We start from the raw sequence: 16,353 nt of genomic DNA on the forward strand, positions 1-16,353 counted from the left end.
CCAATGAACATGACATCCAAAGCCGTCCACCCGCCAACCGTCCTCACCGAATGGCTTGCCGCCGGCGACCGCGGCGCGGAGCTCCTCGCCGACTCCGTCGTGATTGACCGCCCCTGGTGGTCGGATCAACTTGCCGAGCATGGGTTACCCGGAGCGCTGATCGGTGACACCATCTCGCGCACACAGCTGTTCGGGCTCGCCGACTCAGCGTTGGCATCACCCGAGGGTGCCATCAACCTGCTGTGGAACACCATTGCCTTCTGCCATGGTCGACGATGGAACGAGAACAAACGACGCATGGTCGCCGTGGCGACAGATCGTCAGCGGATCGGCGGCCTCCTGCAGGAGGCCGCGCAGGCGGGTCGGGAGGACCCGGCGGTGGCCTTTGATCTGCTCAAACCGGATCGCGGAAGCCAGGAGATCGATCGCCTCGGCCCAACCGGATTCACCTGGTTCCTCTACTTTGCCGGCGCCGGCGCTCCCCGCCATCCCAGTCAGGTACTCGACGGAAAGATCGCGCGCACCGTCCGACGTGCCGGATGGAAAAGGTTCTCGGCCACCAATTGGAATGCGCAGGACTACGCCGCCTACACCGAACTGGTGTCCCGCTGGCGAGTCGAGTGTGGCGCCGACCGCAACGACGTGATCGTCCGCGGGCTCTACTCGGTGTCACCACCCGCTGACGCCGACTACCCGTGGCAGGCCTGGCAGCGGGAGACCTGGCAGTCCGACAACTGGGTCAACGGTCCGCTGGCCGCCGACGACCTGCGTCAGATCCACCACTGGATGGCGTTGATCGCCGATGCCTATCCGATGTCCACGGCCGCTGCAGATTTCGCCAGGATCGGACCCATCATCAGCAAAGCGCTCGACGGGGATCTGGGCGCCTCGCCACGCGTCCGGCCCCCGCGGGAGACATACGTCGACGAGGACTCGTATCGCTACGACAGTCGCTACCGCGCGGGATGATGGCCCACAAGACCAGGTTCTCGTGCCCAGTCGACCGAAAACGGCGCCCACTCAACGGGAATGGCGGCCAGTCAACCGGGAATGGGAGCCCAGTCAAACGCCGGAGCGGCGCCCGGTCGACTGGTGGTGGTCCCCGGGCGAGGAGACGTCGGTGTCTTTCAGGCGGCCGGCGTGTTGTGCAGTGGTCGCGGGTCCACGCCGACCTCCTGCCACGCGCGGTAGGCCCACGGCACGTAGAGCCACCGCAGCGGCAGACGGTTGAACACCGGGTTCAGGGTCCGCATGATCCGCGCGAAGCGTTGGAAGTTGCGCTCGCGCTTGTCGTTCCACTCGAGGCCGCAGACGTCACGCATCTGTTGCGGAAGGGTGCCGACGATGACGGTGCGCAGGAAGGCGTTCAGTGGTGCGGAGACGACATTCCACACCGGTGCCGGAACCTTCTTCGGCCGGGGGAGCCCCTGCCGGATGTAGCCCGTCGCGTAGACGACCGTCTTGTGCGGGATGAACCGGTTGAGCATGTCGTCCCAGTACGCGAGGAATTCCTCGTAGGTCTGCGGTTGACTGCGCGCGCTGACCCCGTAGAGCTCGTACCAGACCTTGCTTTCCTCGAAGATCTGTACCTTCTCGGCGTAGCTCAGCCGGCGAATGAAGGTGTCGGTGATGTAGAGGACCTGGTCGACGAACGTCGCATGTGCCCAGTAGAACAGTTCCGGGTTCAGGGCGTGATAGCGCGAGCCGTCGCTGATCTCACCCTTGATGTTGCGATGGAAGTCGCGGACTGTGCGCCCCCACTTCTGCGGCTCGGTGCTGTACACGGTCTTCATCACCGGGGGGCCGGTGCGCTTGGCCCGGCCGAGGAAGTCGTCGAAGATGACCGAATGGTCGAGCACGGCCTGGCCGAGCTGCTCGATGCAGTTCTCGGTACCGGCCAACCGCTGGAACCCGAGAACGCCACGGCTGTCTCCGTAGAACTTCCAGATCAGCGAATCCGCGCCCAGTCGTGGCGATGGCAGGGCAGAGTCCGGGTCGTCGGCGGCGATGACCGGCTCGGCTTCGCGGATTGCGCGCTCGTAGTCCTGGTTGACTGACATGACACGAACACTAACCCAGGTTGGAACGGAATGGAAGATTTGTTTCAACGCGAACCCCGTAGGGAGATGGAATTCGTGGCTGACCCGCCCGAGCTCGGCGTCCTGCTGGCCGACGCCCACGTCATCCGCCTGCCTATGCGGACCCGTTTCCGCGGGATCACCGAGCGCGAGCTGATGGTGTTCCGTGGGCCCGCCGGGTGGGGCGAATTCGGGCCGTTCACCGAGTACGGCGACCACGAGGCCGCGAACTGGTTGGCAGCCGGTATCGAGGCTGCCCATCTCGGTCCACCCGCACCGCGCCGCGATCGGGTGCCGATCAATGCGACGGTGCCCGCGGTCCCCGCCGACCAGGTCGCCGAGGTCCTGTCGCGGTACCCGGGTGCCGCGACGGCGAAGGTGAAGGTGGCCGAACACGGACAGAGTCTGGACGACGACGTGGCCCGGGTTGCGGCCGCGCGCGAGATCGTCGGCTCGGTGCGCGTCGACGCCAACGGTGGGTGGTCGGTGGACGAGGCCATTGCCGCGATCCGGACCATCGGCGAGGTGGAGTACGTCGAGCAGCCATGCGCGACGGTGCCGGAACTGGCCGCGGTACGTCGCGCGGTCGACGTCCCGATCGCCGCCGACGAGTCGATTCGCAAGGCCGACGACCCGTATCGCGTGGTGGCCGCCGACGCAGCCGATATCGCGGTCGTCAAGGTCGCTCCGCTCGGCGGCATGCGCGCGACGCTGTCTCTGGCCGAATCGATCGGCCTACCCGTGGTGGTGTCCTCGGCGTTGGACTCGGCGGTCGGGATGGCGGCCGGGGTCGCCGCCGCGGCGGCGCTGCCGACCCTGGACCACGCGTGTGGGCTGGCCACCGGAACGCTCTTCACCAGCGATGTTGCGGAGCCGTTCGTGCCGTCCGAAGGGGCCGTGCTGCCACGGTGGTTGCGTGAGGACCTGGTCTTGCCGGCCGCGGTGCGCGCCCCGGCCGACCGCGATCGTTGGTGGCGGGAACGCCTCGGGCGATGCCACGCGATACTGGCGTCCCGATCTGGCTGTTGAACGTCGTCAGGACATGCGCGTATGTCCTCACCGGCACCATCGGCGTCGCGCGCCGGAACCCCTAGAAACATTTTGTGTTTTCTGTTCCAATAGAGTTCTATGCGATGCGGCTCACAGCTGTGCGCCGCGGTGCAGAGCATCGATGGTGATGTTTCGGGGAATGAGGAGAATGGCAATGGTCTCGACGGGTACGGCAGTCAAGTCCACGGTGTTCGCCGCGGCGCCTGCGGGCAGTGATCTGCTCGAGGTGCCCTGCGCGCAACGCAACGGTGTCCTGGAGATGATGGCGATGCGTCGCGACCCGTTCGCCTTTGGCGACGAACGCCTCGCCCGTCTCGGTCAGGTCTCCGGACTCAATGCGCTCGGCGTCAAGATGGTGATCGCTGCCGGACCCCGCGCCGCCGACGAAATCCTGATGAACCGCGACAAGGCTTTCGCCAATGGCCCTGCGTGGAGCTACTTCATCGGCCCGTTCTTCAACCGCGGCATCATGCTCCTCGATTTCGACGAGCACCGTCATCACCGCCACATCCTGCAGCAGGCCTTCACCCCGTCGGCACTCAAGGGCTACATGCAGGAGATGCAGCCGATGATCGCCGAGCGGGTCGCCGACCTCCCCACCGGCAACGTGAAGATGTTCGAGCAGTTCAAATCGCTGACCCTCGACGTCGCGCTCGAGGTGTTCCTCGGGTTGGAACTGCCGAAGGACCAGGCGGACAAGATCAACAAGGCGTTCATCGACACCGTGCGCGCCGGTGTCGCCTACGTCCGCAAGCCGGTGCCCGGTGGCCGGTGGTGGAAGGGATTGCGCGGACGCCGGGTGCTCGAGGAGTTCTTCTACGACAACATCGCGGCCAAGCGGGCTCGTGAGACCCCCGACCTGTTCTCCGTGCTGTGTCACGTCGAAGGCGATGAGGGGGAGCGGTTCACCGACGCCGATGTCGTCAACCACATGATCTTCGTGCTGATGGCCGCCCACGACACGTCGACGATCACGATGACCCAGATGGCGTATCGGATGGCGAAGTCGCCTGAATGGCAACGCCGGGCACGTGAACAGTCGCTGGAGCTCAACCCGGAGCTCGGCTACGACGATCTCGGAAAGCTCTCGGTTCTCGATCTGGTGCTCAAGGAGTCGCTGCGGATGTGTCCGCCGGTGCCGGCGCAGCCACGGATGGCGGTCAAGGACACCTCGGTGCAGGGATTCTTCGTGCCGAAGGGCTCGATGGTCACCGTGCCGCAGATGACCAATCACCGTGATCCGGAGTTCTTCACCAACCCCGACATGTTCGATCCCGAGCGCTTCAGCGCAGAGCGCAAAGAGGACAAGGGCCATCGCATGGCCTGGACCCCGTTCGGTGGCGGCGTGCACAAGTGCATCGGGCTGTATTTTGGCCAGATGGAGATCAAGACGATCCTGCATCACCTGCTGCGCAACTACGAATGGTCGGTGCCCGAGGGCTACCAGATCCCGATGGACTACAGCGCGTTGCCGGTCCCGAAGGACAAACTGCCCGTCGACCTCCGACGCCGATGAGCCCCGGGCGGATGTCGCAGACCAAAGCGCCGCGCAAGGCCCGCAACACGGCGAGCCCCGAAGACCAGGAACAAGCGATCCTGGCGGCCGCGGAGGTCGAGTTCACCGACGTCGGAGTGCGCCGCGCGAACATGGACGAGGTGGCCGCGCAGGCCGGCGTCAGCCGTAGCACCCTCTACCGCCGGTTTCCCAACAAGGAAGCGCTGCTGCTCGCGGTCGCCAACGACCTGTACGAGCGCGGTATGCAACGTCTGATGGCGGCGGTTGTGGGCCTCGGTCCGGCCGAAGCGGTGGTGGAGGCCTTCGCCGAAGGTGCGGTGATGATCTCCGAGGATCCGTTGATGCGACGGCTGGTGCTGACCGATTCGGAGATGCGTGGCATCACCTCGGCGGTGACGTCGTTGTTCATCGACATGGTCACCGATCGGGTCGCGGGCACATTGCGGGAGTCCGGCGCCACGATGCCCGACGACGATCTGCGTCAAGCGGTGGAATTGCATGTCCGCCTGGTCATCTCCTATCTGGAGGTGCCTGCGACCGACGAGCGCAAACAACAGCCCGACGCGGTGCGCGAACTCGCTGCCAAGTACCTCGCGCCGATGATCTGGTGATACCCATCCGCGACCACGAACCCGTGGTCGGGGTCTGCTGATGGAGGGATTCTGATGGCCGTTCGAGATCTGCTGCGCCGCGGGCCGGATCACGGAGAAGTTCGTGATGCGCTGCGCGGCAAGGTGATCGCGATCACCGGTGGTGCGCGCGGTATCGGCTTCGAGACCGCGACACAGTTGTTCGAGGCGGGTGCGGTGGTCGCGCTCGGTGACATCGACGACGACGCGGTGGGCAAGGCCGCCGCCGATCTCGGCGTGGAGGGATTCGGTGTCGACGTGACCGACCGGTCCTCGTTCGAGGAGTTCCTCGACGCGGTGGAGTCCGCGGTCGGGCCGATCGACGTGCTGATCAACAACGCGGGCATCATGCCGGTCGGTGACTTCCTGTCCTACGACGAGGCGTTGATCCGCCGCACCTACGACATCGACGTGATCGGCGTGATCACCGGTACCCAACTGGCCGCTCGTCGCATGGTGGCCCGGGGTCGCGGCCAGATCGTCAACATCGCCTCGGTCGCCGGACGGCTGCCCACGCCCGGACTGACCATCTACAACGGCGCCAAGGCGGCCGTCATCGAGTTCTCCGAGGCCGTTGACGCCGAACTCGAGAAGACCGGCGTGCGGGTCAGCACCGTGTTGCCGACATTCACGCGCACAGGTCTGATCTCCGGGCTGCACACCAATTCGATGGTCCGCGCGATCGAACCCGAAGACGTGGCGGCCCAGGTGCTCGCCATCATCGCTCGTCCGCGGGTTCGCTTGACGGCTCCGCGATCGATGGCGTGGACGCATGCCAATGCCCTGTTCCCGCAACGGATGAAGCGGGCATCGCGGCGGATGACCAAGCTGGACAGCATGTTCCTCGACTATGACCACGAGCAGCGCGCCGCCTACTCGAAACGGATCGGTTCGCGATAGCGCGGCGCGCTCGATCCGACGGGTATCAGCGTGGCAGGATCAGCACCGGTACCGGCGAGTGACGGATCAGTTTGCTGGCCCGTGATCCGAGGAACACCTGCGCGAGTACGCCGTCGCGGGCGCTGCCGAGGAACAGCACCTCGCCACCGATCCACTCGATCGAGTCGAACGCCTCCCGGTAGCCGCGGCCGGCGGCCACCACACAGTCGGTGCCGGGGGCGATCACGCCGTCATCGAGCAGCATCCGGTGTGACTCGGCGGATTGTGCCTGCCATTGGGAGAGCACGTCGTCCTCCGTGCTCAGGCCGACCAGCGGCGGGTACATCGCCCCGCCGCGCACCGCAAACGACACCACCCGCAGTGGCGCATCCATCCGATCGCAGAGGCCCCGGGCGCGGGCGATGACCGACCGCGATTCGGGTCCCGATCCGCTGATCGCCGCGGTGACCCGGGTGAGCAGGCCGTCCTTGGGCGACCGGTAACCGCGCGGACTGATGCCCACCGGTACCGGCGAGCGATGCATCAGCGTGTCGGCGGTCGAGCCGAGCACGATCTGACCCAGCTGACCGTCACCGGTCGAGCTGATCGCGATCGCATCGGCGTCGAGGGCGCGGGCGTGCTCGATGAGTGCCGATGCCACCGTTCGATGATCGAGTCGGGTGAAGCGCCAGCTCAGCTCGGGCGGATAGATGGTCATGTACTCGGCGACCTCCGCCTCCGCCGTGGCCGCGACTTCGTCGGTCCACGAGGCGAACTCGGCATCGACCTTCGCCATCGACGGCGTGGTCCAGGGCTTGGGGACGACCGTGGCCACCACGAGGTCGGTGTGCAACGATTCGGCGGCCATCGCGCCGAGTTGCAGCCCGCCCAGGCCGCCCTCGCCCTGGACGTAGCCCACCAGGATCGTCATGTGTGAGCCCCGTCCGAGTTCGGTGTCGTCGCGTTCAGCTTGCTGTGGCGGCGTCCCCACAGGGCGTAGAACAGCAGGGCCGCGGCGACCCACGCGCCGAAGAAGGCGAAGGTGACCGGCGCCAGACCACTCAGAATCCACACACAGGCCGCCACCGACAGCACCGGCGTCACCGGGTAGCCGGGCACACGGAACGGTCGTGGCAGGTCGGTCATGGTGCGGCGCAGGATGATCACGCCGATCGACACCACGATGAATGCCGCCAGCGTGCCGACCGAGACCAGATCCCACAGCTTGTCGATCGGGACGAAGCCGCCGAGCACGGCGATCACCGCGCATACCACCACCGTGTTGTTCACCGGCACCATCGTTGTCGAACTGACCTTGGCGAAGGCGGATGGCAGCAGGCCATCTCGTCCCATCGCGAACAGAATGCGCGTCTGGCCGTAGATCACCACCAACGTCACCGAGAAGATGGAGATGACCGCACCCGCCGCGATGATGGTGCCGACCCAGGTGGAACCGGTTACCGAGTTGGCCAGCACCGACAGGCTGGCGCTGTCGTCGGGATCGAAATCGGTCCAGGCCTGTGCGCCGATCGACGCCACGGCGGTGAGCAGATAGATGCCGGTGACCACCAGGAGGGCGCCGATGATGGCCCGTGGCATGGCCTGCTGCGGGTTGCGCACCTCGTCGCCGGCCGTGGATACCGCGTCGAGGCCGATGAAGGTGAAGAAGATGACCGCGGCTGCCGACGTCACCCCGGCCATCCCCTCGGGCATGAACGGCGTGAAGTGGCTGGAGGTGAACGCGGTGAGGCAAACTGCCGCGAACAGCAGCAGCACACCGAGTTTGATCAACACCATCACCGTGTTGACGATCGCGGACTCGCTGGCGCCGCGAATGAGTAGCAGACCGCACAGGACGACGAGGATCACCGACGGCAGGTTCACGATTCCGGGATCATCGACGCCCCAGGGCGCGGCGTTGAGGGCATCGGGGATATGCCAGCCGAACAGGTTGTCGAGCAGCTCGTTGAGATATTGACCCCAGCCGATCGAGGTGGCTGCCGCCGACACCCCGTACTCGAGCATCAGGCATGCGCCGATGCCGACCGCCACCACCTCGCCCAGGGTCGCGTACGCATAGGAATAGCTCGACCCGGACACCGGTACCGCCGAAGCCATCTCGGCGTAGCAGATCGCCGCGAGGCCGGCCGCGACCCCGGCAACCACGAACGCGATCAGCACCGCCGGGCCGGCTTTGCTGATGGCCTCGGGGACGACGATGAAGATGCCGGTGCCGACCGTCGCACCGACACCGAAGAGGGTCAGTTGGAACGTGCCGATACTACGTTTGAGGTGCGGATCGTCGGTCGCCTCCCCGGGCGCCCCGGCACCCCGCACAGGTTTGCGGCGGAATATCGTGGCGGTGATCGATTGTGGTCGCGTCATCGGCGCCTCCTCGCAGGTAATAGACGATTCTGCGCCGGATTCGCCGGACTCGCAGCCCGATGGCCAGACCGGGTCGCCCGAGCGCTGCCGATGCCGTCGCCGGTGGCGTGTCTAGGGTGGAGTCCGCCGACACCGGTGAACGGGTCGGCGGAAAGGGGTGTTGGATGGCCCGGGACGCGGCGATCGAGGCCGAGCGGGCTGCCCGCGGTGAGTTGCGACGGGCCGTCGAGGCGCTCGGCGAGGCCCAGGTGGCCGCGGGGATGCGACGCCGGTCCCGCGCTCCCCGATGGGTGGCGCTGGCAGCCGCTGTTGCGGTTGTCGCTGCAGTGGTTTCGACGGTGCTGTGGGTACGGGGCGCCGACGCTTACACCGACGCCGACTACCAGCGCGCCGCCGTCGACCGCGTGACAATGCTGCTGAGCCCCGATCATCGACGCCCCGAGCAGGTGCGCCGGATCATCGACGGCGCGACCGGCGAGTTCCGGGACCAGTTCGCGCAATCCGCGGACGCCTACTCCCGGTTCGTCGCCTCGCAGGGCACGGTGGCGCGTGGAATCGTCGACGGCTCAGGTGTGGCTCGGCGTTCGGGCGATCGGGCTGTTGTCCTCGTCGCGTCGACGGTGGTCTTCGCCGGGGGCGACGACCCCGATGCCGTCGGCGACCCCGATCCTGTCGACGAGACGGTGCGCCGGTTCCGGTTGCGGGTCCTCGTCGAACCGGCCGATGGCGAACTCAAACTCGCGGCGGTGCAGTACCTCCCATGACGACCCCACCCGAGAAGAGTGCTCACGCAACGGTGTCTGCCAGTGCCGGCCGCGGTCTGCGCGCTGCCCGCGGGGTGATCCCCGTGCGGCGCGCCGTCGCGTTCGGCGGGGTGATCGCTGTCGTCGCGACCGCACTCGTGGTCGCCGTGGGTGTGCAGTGGCGGGAGTCGGTGATCGACTCCGCCACCGACCGGGCCCGCACCGAGTTGCGTCGGTCCGCCGGCGAGATCGTCGCTCACGTGTTCTCGGTGACCACGGCATCGTGGCAGGCCGACCGGCATCGTGCGCGCGGTCTCGTCGGCGGTGAGTTCGCGCGGCGCTATGCCACCGAGTTGACCCGGCCACCGGCCGACGGCGCCGTGCGGGTCACCTGGCGCCCGGATGTCGTCGGCGTGGTCGATGCCGAACCGGACAGCGGTACCACCCTGATCCGGGCGTCCGTGGAAACCGTCGCGACCCCCGACGCCCCACCGATCACCGAGAAACGTTCAGTGCAGGCCCGGTTCGACCGGGTCGGGGACATCTGGCAGCTGACCGGGATGGAGGTGTTGTCATGACGTCGTCGGACTCTCGCGGCGCCGGCGCCCCGGATCATGCCCTCGACGCGTCAGAGCATGCCCTCGACGATGCCCGCCGGCGCGTCGAACAGGCGACCCGCGCGGCCCGGCGTGCCCGCATCGACGCCTCGGATGCGTTGCGTGCCCGGGCCCGACGTCGATCGGCGTGGTTCCGGGGCGTCATCGCGATCGCGGGTGCCGTGATCATCGTCGCGAGCGGGGTGCTCGTCGCGGTGGTCATGCACAACCATGCATCGGCCGAGCGGTCGGCGGCGGCAGACGCGGCGCTGGCGGCAGCCAGTTCCTCGGTCGCGTCGTTACTGACCGCCGATCCCGCCGATGCCGGCGGCTACGTGAATCGCGCCGTCGCCGTGACGACCGGCGACCAGCGCGATCGGATCGAGGCGGCCCGCGACTCATTGGTGGCCGAGGTGACCGCGCAGGCCGAGCCCAGTTCCGGGCGGGTGCTGTCGGCGGGGCTGATCACCGACCCCGACTCGGATGCCGAGGGTGCCGAGGCGGCGGCACTTGTCGTGGCCGAGGCCTCCGATCCGCAATTGATCGGCGCCCAGGGTGATGACACCCGCGTCACCATCGAGGTGACGATGATCCGAGCCGGCCAGGACTGGCTGATCAGCCGGGCGGTGCTGACATGACCGCCGGCGCAGCTCCCGGTCCGGCGCGGCGGCCTGGCGCGCACCTGGGCAGACGTGGACGTCGCCGCGTCATCGTTGCCACGGCGATCGCGTTCGTGGCCGTCGTGGTGACGGTGGTGGGTCTGATCGGTGCCGCGCGGTCGCGTCCGGTGCCCGACGACACGCAACGTACCGCTGTGCTCACGGCGACCGATGCGGCGGTGACCGCACTGTTGTCCTACACCCCGGACGAGACCGAGCGCGACCGGCACGAGGTCCTCGCACAGCTCACCGCGCCGATCGACGAGGCATACCGTGCGCAGGGCGTCGACGTGGTGTTACCTGGCGCGATCGAGGCCGGGATGACGTTGTCGGCGCAGGTGGTGGGTGCCGGGGTCGAGGAGTTCACCGCCGAACGCGCGCGGGTGCTGGTGTTCGTCGACCAGACGGTGAGTATCCCCGCAGCGACCGATACCGGTGATCGAGACGACGACCGTACCCCTACCGCTCGATGGGCCACTATGCGTAATGTCGAGGGGAATTGGCGTCTTGCCGACCTCGCAATGGTCGGCGACGTCACCCGGTGAGGAAGTGCATTTCGCGCACTTCCCGGTCGGCTTCGGAAAGGCCGGCACCCGCGCTGCCGCATGTCGCGACATCGCGGACAAGGACGTGTCAGGAGGAATTCGGGATGAGCGCATCATCGGCAGGTGTGGTTGTGGTGGGTGCGGGGCTCGGAGGTATCCGCGTGGCGGAGAGCCTGCGCAGCAACGAGTACACCGGACCCATCACGCTGATCGGCGAGGAAGCCCACCCGCCGTATGACCGTCCGCCGTTGTCGAAGTCGGTGCTGCTCGGTAAGGACGACCGGGTCGATCTGAAGCCGGCCGACTACTTCGGTGAGGCATCGGTGCAGCTGCGTGTCGGTGAACGCGTGTGTGCTATCTCGCCGGAGACCCGCACCGTGACCGTCGAACGGCTCGACGCCCCCACCGAGCGTGCGGAGGTCGCCTACGACTCACTCGTCTTGGCAACCGGACTGCGCCCGCGGTCGCTGCCGGGTACCGAGGGGGTGGCCGGTGTCCACGTGCTGCGCACCATCGACGACGCCCTCGCGCTGCGCAGCGAGATCGAGAATGCCTCGCGCGCAGTGATCGTCGGCGCCGGTTTCATCGGTTGCGAGGTCGCGGCCAGCCTCAACCAGCGCGGCCTGGCGGTGACGCTGGTCGAGCCCGCGCCGACGCCGTTGGCCGCTGCGCTGGGAACCGGGGTGGGGGAGTTGATCACCCGGATGCATCAGGCCAACGGGGTCGATGTCCGCGCCGGGGTCGGCGTCGACGAGGTGTGCTCGACCGACGGCGTCCTCACCGGTGTGCGGCTCGCCGACGGCGACGAGGTGGCCGCCGACATCGTGGTGGTGGGTATCGGGTCGATCCCGGTGACCGATTACCTCGATGGTTCCGGGATCGAACTCGCGCCACGCGAATCCGGCGGCGGTATCGCCTGCGACGAGCACGGCCGCGCCTCCGCGCCGGATGTTTACGCGCTCGGCGACGTGGCGAACTGGCGCACAGAGACCGGCGGCACGCGCCGCGCGGAGCACTGGACGCACACGGTGGAGCAGGCCACCGTCGTCGCCCACCGGATCGCGCAGACCGACGCCATGATTCCGGCTGCGCCGCCGTACTTCTGGAGCGACCAGTACAACCTGAAGATCCAGGTGCTGGGTCGGCCCGAGGCCGGCGACGAACTCCATCTGGTCGACGACGACGGCACGAAGTTCCTGGCCTATTACAGCCGTGACGGCATCCTCACCGGCGTCGTCGGCGCGGGCAAGGTGGGTGCGGTGATGAAGACGCGGCCGAAACTGCTCACACCGACGCCGATCGCCGACGTGCTCGGCTGAGGTACCGGTGCCCCGACCGCACCCCGATACGGTCGAAGCCGTCGAACGCGCGATCGGCGACCTCGCCGACCCCCAGCGGGCGGTGTCCTCGGCGCGCTTCTTCAAAACCGGGCCGGGCGAGTACGGCGAAGGTGACCGGTTCGTCGGCGTGACCGTGCCGCAGCTACGCATGGTGGCCAAGAGGTTTCGTGGGGCCGGGGCCGACGTCGTATGGCGTCTGCTGGACTCGGAAGTCCACGAACATCGCCTGACCGCCCTGTTCCTGCTGCGCGGCGAGTACGAACGTGCCGATGACGACACGGCGCGCCGGCGCTGGGTGGATCTCTACCTGCAAGCGTTGTCGGCCGGGCGTGTGAACAACTGGGATCTGGTCGATACCTTCGCCGATCCGGTGCTCGGTGCGTGGCTGGTGCGGACCGACGAATTCGGTCTGCTCGTGGAGTTGGCCGAACACGATGACCTGTGGACACGGCGGGCCGGTATCGTCGGCACCTTCGCCTTCCTGAAATGTGGTGTCGCGGATGCCACGCTCGCGGTGGTACCGGTGGTCATCGACGATCGCCGGGACCTGATCCAGAAGGCCACCGGCTGGATGTTGCGGGAGATGGGAAAGCGCGTCGACCGTGACCTGTTGACCGACTACCTCCACCAGCACGCCGCCGAGATGGGGCGTACCGCATTGAGTTACGCGACCGAACACCTCATGCCCGAGGAGCGTGCCCACTACCGCTCGTTGCGTTAGGGGTGTCGGGGGCCTGGTCTCGATACGCCTCGTCGCAGGCTCCTCGGCTACTCGACCAGCGGATCTGGCGTTACTGTCCGGCCGGGCGCAGCTCTTTTCACGGGTGAGGTGGTCTGGTCTCGATACGCCTCGTCGCAGGCTCCTCGGCTACTCGACCAGCGGATCTGGAGTCGAGTAGCGACGAACGGAGTTCTCCTGCTGGTCGAGTAGCGACGAACGGAGTTCTCCTGCTGGTCGAGTAGCGACGAACGGAGTGAGGAGCGTATCGAGACCTGCCCGACCACCTCTACCGCGAACCGCGAAACACCTTGACCGCGGCCCAGATCATCGGGAACTGGAAAGGCAGACGCGCGATGGCGACCGCACGCATGGGCAGCGGCTTGTCCTTCCACAGACGCACCATGTTGAGATTGGCCGGGTAGACCGCCACGAACAGTGCGGCCGCGAGCGCAGCGCTGACCCGCCGGGTGCGCGGCGCCAGCAGACCGGCGCCGATCGCGACCTCCGCAACCCCGGACGCGTAGGTCAGCGTCCTCGGGTCCGCCGGGATCTCCTCGGGAATGATGTCGTCGAATGGTTTCGGCGCCACGAAATGCATTGCGCCGATGGACAAGAGCATTCCGGCGAGCAGCCGGGCCAATCGGTCGGGACTCATTGTGTTCACCCTTCGTCGCGTGTGTGGCCGCCCGTCAGAACTCGATCTTGAGCGCATCCGACGTCGGGTGCGCCTGACAGCCGAGGATGTAGCCGTCGGCGATGTCCTCCGGATCGAGTGCGCCGGTGTTGTCCATCTCGACCGTACCCTCGGTGAGCGTGCAGGCACATGAACCACACTCGCCCTCCTGGCAGGAGTAGGGGGCGTCGAGTCCGGCGGCCAGCATGATGTCGACCAGTGAGCGCTTGCGCGGCCAGCGGAGATTGTGTGTCTCGCCGTCCAACTCGACCTCGACGGTGGCCGCCTCGGCGTCCTCGGCCTCGCTGACCTCCTCGAGCTCGACGTCGGCGAACGGATCTCCGGACAGCGAGTTGTACACCTCGGTGTGCACGTTGTGATGGCCGAAGCCCGCGCCTGCAAGCGCTTTGTGGACAGCATCCATGAACGGGCCGGGCCCGCACAAGTATGCGGTGTGGTCGGCGTAGGCGCGGAACACCGTGGTCAGCGACCGGTCGTCGGGAAGTCCCTGCAGGGATTCGAGCCAGTGGATGAGCGTCAGCCGGTCGGCATGGGCACGCTGCAGGTCGCGTAGTTCGTCGGCGAAGATGACATCGTCGACGCTGCGGTTGGCGTAGAAAAACGTGATCGGTGCGGTGCCGGTGTGCAAGGCCGCCTTCAGAATCGACATCACCGGCGTGACACCGCTTCCGGCGGCGATCAACAGCAGCGGCGTGTCGAGGTCCTTGGGCGTGAACACCCCGGACGGTGGCAGCACCTCGATCTGCGTGCCGACCGCGAGGTTGTCGCACACCCAGTTCGAGCCGTAGCCATCCACCGTGCGCTTGACCGTCACCTTGGGCCGGCGATCGGTGACCGGTGACGACGCGAGTGAGTAACAGCGGGCCACCGACCCGGTGCGGTCGCTCGGGATACGCAGCGTCAGGAACTGGCCCGGCTTGTAGTCGGTGAAAGGGTCGCGATGGGTATCGGGCAGATCGAACACGATCGAGCGGGCCTCGGCGGTCTCGTCGATGACGTCCGCGACCGTGAGGATCACGCTGCGCGAGCCATGCGGTGTCAGCTCGGTCATCTCCCACCTCTCCACCGGCTCTGTGCCGGCGCCTCGTTCACCGGGCGGCGTCACGCACCGCGCCGTGGTCCAACGTCCAATGTGCCGTGGTCTCGTGCGCCATGCTCCTGGCATCGTCACCGCAGTTCAGGCGAAAATAAGAACACGTTCTAGTTTAGTCTAGCGTAAGGCTCGCCGATCATGACAGTGCACCGACGCCCTCTGCAAGCGTACGGCTGCCGGCGATGATCAGGGTCTCCAGATCCGCTCCGGGCTCGGCGAGCCACTGCTCGTAGGCGGCCAGCGCGATTCCCAGACACATCCAGGCGATGGTCTGCGGCAGATGATCGGCGTCGCGCAGGCCCAGTCGGTGCGCGCAGAACTCCGCGATGACCTGACGCCATTCGGCATACATCAGCATCGAATGCGCCTGCAGGGCGGGCACGCCGAGGAGCAGTGCCATCCGCCGTCGGTGGCCCGCCAACTCGGTTGATGGCACCCGGTTGAACGAGATGAGCGCTTGCTGCAGGGCGTCGGCGATCGGCTCGGTGGGCGGGATCTGGGCGAGCAACGTGCGCATCGCGGATAGGTGGGAATCGAAGTCGCCCCAGGCGATCGCGTTCTTGGACGGGTAATAGCGGAACAGGGTGCGGCGAGCGATGCCGACCGCTTCCGCGACATCGTCGACGCTGGTCTCCTCGAAGCCGCGGGTGCTGAACAGGTCGATCGCGATCGCGCTGATCTGGGCGCGCGAGGTGACCGGGCGCCGGCCGGGCTGGTTCGCCGAGGTGAGGGACGGTGGCGCTACGTCCGGTGGGCTCATCTTCACCTGTCCATCTGATCAGTTTTGCCGCAGGGGTGTTTTTCTGCACCGAGTGCCATTATAGTATCCGGTGATCCACATCACGACCAGAAGAAAGAGGAGGTTGGATCATGGCCGATCAGTCCGTTACGTCGGATCACGACGAACTCGTGGGTGAGTCGTTGGTCGAGGAAGTGTCGATCGACGGGATGTGCGGGGTCTACTGATGTCGATCACGACATCGAGTCCGGTGGCCGGCGGTCGCGTTGATGCGACCGCCGGGCCCGGCGCACCCCAGTCCGATGTACCCACCCAGTCCGAGGCAGCCGCCCAGTCCGAAGCGCCCGGCACGTCCGAGCGCGCCACCCGCTTCGACGTCGACGCCGCGTGGCAGCTCAACCCGAAGGTGGCGTTGCGTCCTGAGCCGTTCGGCGCGCTGCTCTATCACTTCGGCACCCGCAAGCTGTCATTCCTCAAGAACCTCACGGTCGTCGGGATCGTGGGTTCGCTCGCCGATCATCCGACCGCCGGCGCCGCGCTCGACTATGCCGGTATCGACACCGCCGATCGGCCGCTGTACTTGCAGGCGCTGCGCGCGCTCGCCGATTCGGGGATGATCGCGCGTCGTCCCGTGGCCTGACGCCCGATGATGTTCGACCTGCAGACGCCCGACCCCGCACCCGCCA

General features: G+C 67.1%; 19 protein-coding genes. 13 read left to right on the forward strand and 6 right to left on the reverse strand.

Annotated features, from left to right (window positions below; genetic code table 11):
* Window positions 1–9 precede the first annotated feature (9 nt).
* Window positions 10–969 carry an 8-oxoguanine DNA glycosylase OGG fold protein gene (locus VX037_RS00115; protein WP_328712825.1) on the forward strand — a complete coding sequence of 320 codons (960 nt, stop codon included), beginning with the start codon at window positions 10–12 and terminating at the stop codon, window positions 967–969.
* Between the two features lie 158 nt (window positions 970–1,127).
* Here VX037_RS00115 and VX037_RS00120 read toward each other — a convergent pair whose 3' ends face one another.
* Window positions 1,128–2,060: an oxygenase MpaB family protein gene (locus VX037_RS00120; RefSeq protein ID WP_287015674.1), complete on the reverse strand. Its 933-nt coding sequence runs from the start codon at window positions 2,058–2,060 to the stop codon at window positions 1,128–1,130.
* A gap of 135 nt (window positions 2,061–2,195) precedes the next feature.
* On the opposite strand from VX037_RS00120, the gene VX037_RS00125 reads away from it, so the two are divergent.
* From VX037_RS00125 to VX037_RS00140, 4 genes are all read left to right on the forward strand, one after another.
* Window positions 2,196–3,107, forward strand: a complete 912-nt coding sequence (locus tag VX037_RS00125; protein WP_372512398.1) for an o-succinylbenzoate synthase — start codon at window positions 2,196–2,198, stop codon at window positions 3,105–3,107.
* A gap of 175 nt (window positions 3,108–3,282) precedes the next feature.
* Window positions 3,283–4,644, forward strand: coding sequence for a cytochrome P450 (locus VX037_RS00130; RefSeq protein ID WP_328712827.1), 1,362 nt, complete (start codon window positions 3,283–3,285; stop codon window positions 4,642–4,644).
* 11 nt (window positions 4,645–4,655) lie between these two features.
* A complete protein-coding gene (locus VX037_RS00135; protein WP_328712829.1) occupies window positions 4,656–5,255 on the forward strand; it encodes a TetR/AcrR family transcriptional regulator in 600 nt (199 codons plus the stop codon).
* A 54-nt stretch (window positions 5,256–5,309) separates the two neighbouring features.
* Window positions 5,310–6,173 (forward strand): SDR family oxidoreductase, encoded by an 864-nt coding sequence (locus VX037_RS00140; RefSeq protein ID WP_266061604.1) that lies wholly within the window; start codon window positions 5,310–5,312, stop codon window positions 6,171–6,173.
* Between the two features lie 25 nt (window positions 6,174–6,198).
* Here the strand turns inward: VX037_RS00140 and VX037_RS00145 are convergent, their stop codons facing one another.
* Window positions 6,199–7,083, reverse strand: a complete 885-nt coding sequence (locus tag VX037_RS00145; protein ID WP_266061603.1) for a universal stress protein — start codon at window positions 7,081–7,083, stop codon at window positions 6,199–6,201.
* Window positions 7,080–8,537 carry an amino acid permease gene (locus tag VX037_RS00150; RefSeq protein WP_266061602.1) on the reverse strand — a complete coding sequence of 486 codons (1,458 nt, stop codon included), beginning with the start codon at window positions 8,535–8,537 and terminating at the stop codon, window positions 7,080–7,082. Before VX037_RS00150 ends, VX037_RS00145 begins: the two co-directional genes overlap by 4 nt.
* Window positions 8,538–8,653: 116 nt before the next feature.
* Between VX037_RS00150 and VX037_RS00155 the strand changes: the two genes are divergently transcribed.
* The 6 genes from VX037_RS00155 (at window position 8,654) to VX037_RS00180 (ending at window position 13,141) form a co-directional block, all read left to right on the forward strand.
* Window positions 8,654–9,301, forward strand: a complete 648-nt coding sequence (locus tag VX037_RS00155) for a hypothetical protein (RefSeq protein ID WP_308191697.1) — start codon at window positions 8,654–8,656, stop codon at window positions 9,299–9,301.
* Complete coding sequence (locus VX037_RS00160) at window positions 9,298–9,858, forward strand: hypothetical protein (protein WP_235723568.1); 561 nt, start codon at window positions 9,298–9,300, stop codon at window positions 9,856–9,858. The genes VX037_RS00155 and VX037_RS00160 overlap by 4 nt, the downstream gene beginning before the upstream one ends.
* Window positions 9,855–10,514: a hypothetical protein gene (locus VX037_RS00165; RefSeq protein ID WP_235723569.1), complete on the forward strand. Its 660-nt coding sequence runs from the start codon at window positions 9,855–9,857 to the stop codon at window positions 10,512–10,514. The genes VX037_RS00160 and VX037_RS00165 overlap by 4 nt, the downstream gene beginning before the upstream one ends.
* Window positions 10,511–11,080, forward strand: a complete 570-nt coding sequence (locus VX037_RS00170) for a hypothetical protein (protein WP_266061601.1) — start codon at window positions 10,511–10,513, stop codon at window positions 11,078–11,080. The genes VX037_RS00165 and VX037_RS00170 overlap by 4 nt, the downstream gene beginning before the upstream one ends.
* 104 nt (window positions 11,081–11,184) lie before the next feature.
* The gene (locus tag VX037_RS00175) at window positions 11,185–12,399 is read left to right on the forward strand and encodes an NAD(P)/FAD-dependent oxidoreductase (RefSeq protein WP_287015681.1); all 1,215 of its coding nucleotides are present in this window, start codon (window positions 11,185–11,187) and stop codon (window positions 12,397–12,399) included.
* Window positions 12,400–12,406: 7 nt separating this feature from the next.
* Window positions 12,407–13,141: a DNA alkylation repair protein gene (locus VX037_RS00180; RefSeq protein ID WP_287015682.1), complete on the forward strand. Its 735-nt coding sequence runs from the start codon at window positions 12,407–12,409 to the stop codon at window positions 13,139–13,141.
* Window positions 13,142–13,427: 286 nt separating this feature from the next.
* Here the strand turns inward: VX037_RS00180 and VX037_RS00185 are convergent, their stop codons facing one another.
* The 3 genes from VX037_RS00185 to mftR all read right to left on the reverse strand — a co-directional run bounded on the left by VX037_RS00185 (window position 13,428) and on the right by mftR (window position 15,688).
* A complete protein-coding gene (locus tag VX037_RS00185; RefSeq protein ID WP_287015683.1) occupies window positions 13,428–13,796 on the reverse strand; it encodes a DoxX family protein in 369 nt (122 codons plus the stop codon).
* A gap of 34 nt (window positions 13,797–13,830) precedes the next feature.
* Entirely contained in the window at window positions 13,831–14,886 is a 1,056-nt protein-coding gene (locus VX037_RS00190) for a ferredoxin--NADP reductase (protein WP_235723573.1), read from the reverse strand.
* Window positions 14,887–15,064: 178 nt separating this feature from the next.
* Window positions 15,065–15,688, reverse strand: coding sequence for a mycofactocin system transcriptional regulator (gene mftR, locus VX037_RS00195; RefSeq protein ID WP_235723574.1), 624 nt, complete (start codon window positions 15,686–15,688; stop codon window positions 15,065–15,067).
* Window positions 15,689–15,798: 110 nt separating this feature from the next.
* Here mftR and mftA point away from each other — a divergent pair, with 110 nt between their 5' ends.
* Entirely contained in the window at window positions 15,799–15,894 is a 96-nt protein-coding gene (mftA, locus tag VX037_RS00200; protein ID WP_160900601.1) for a mycofactocin precursor MftA, read from the forward strand.
* The gene (mftB, locus tag VX037_RS00205; protein WP_287015684.1) at window positions 15,894–16,307 is read left to right on the forward strand and encodes a mycofactocin biosynthesis chaperone MftB; all 414 of its coding nucleotides are present in this window, start codon (window positions 15,894–15,896) and stop codon (window positions 16,305–16,307) included. The genes mftA and mftB overlap by 1 nt, the downstream gene beginning before the upstream one ends.
* Window positions 16,308–16,353 lie beyond the last annotated feature (46 nt).

This window comes from Gordonia sp. Z-3 (assembly GCF_036233855.1).
Classification (GTDB): Bacteria; Actinomycetota; Actinomycetes; order Mycobacteriales; family Mycobacteriaceae; genus Gordonia; species Gordonia tangerina.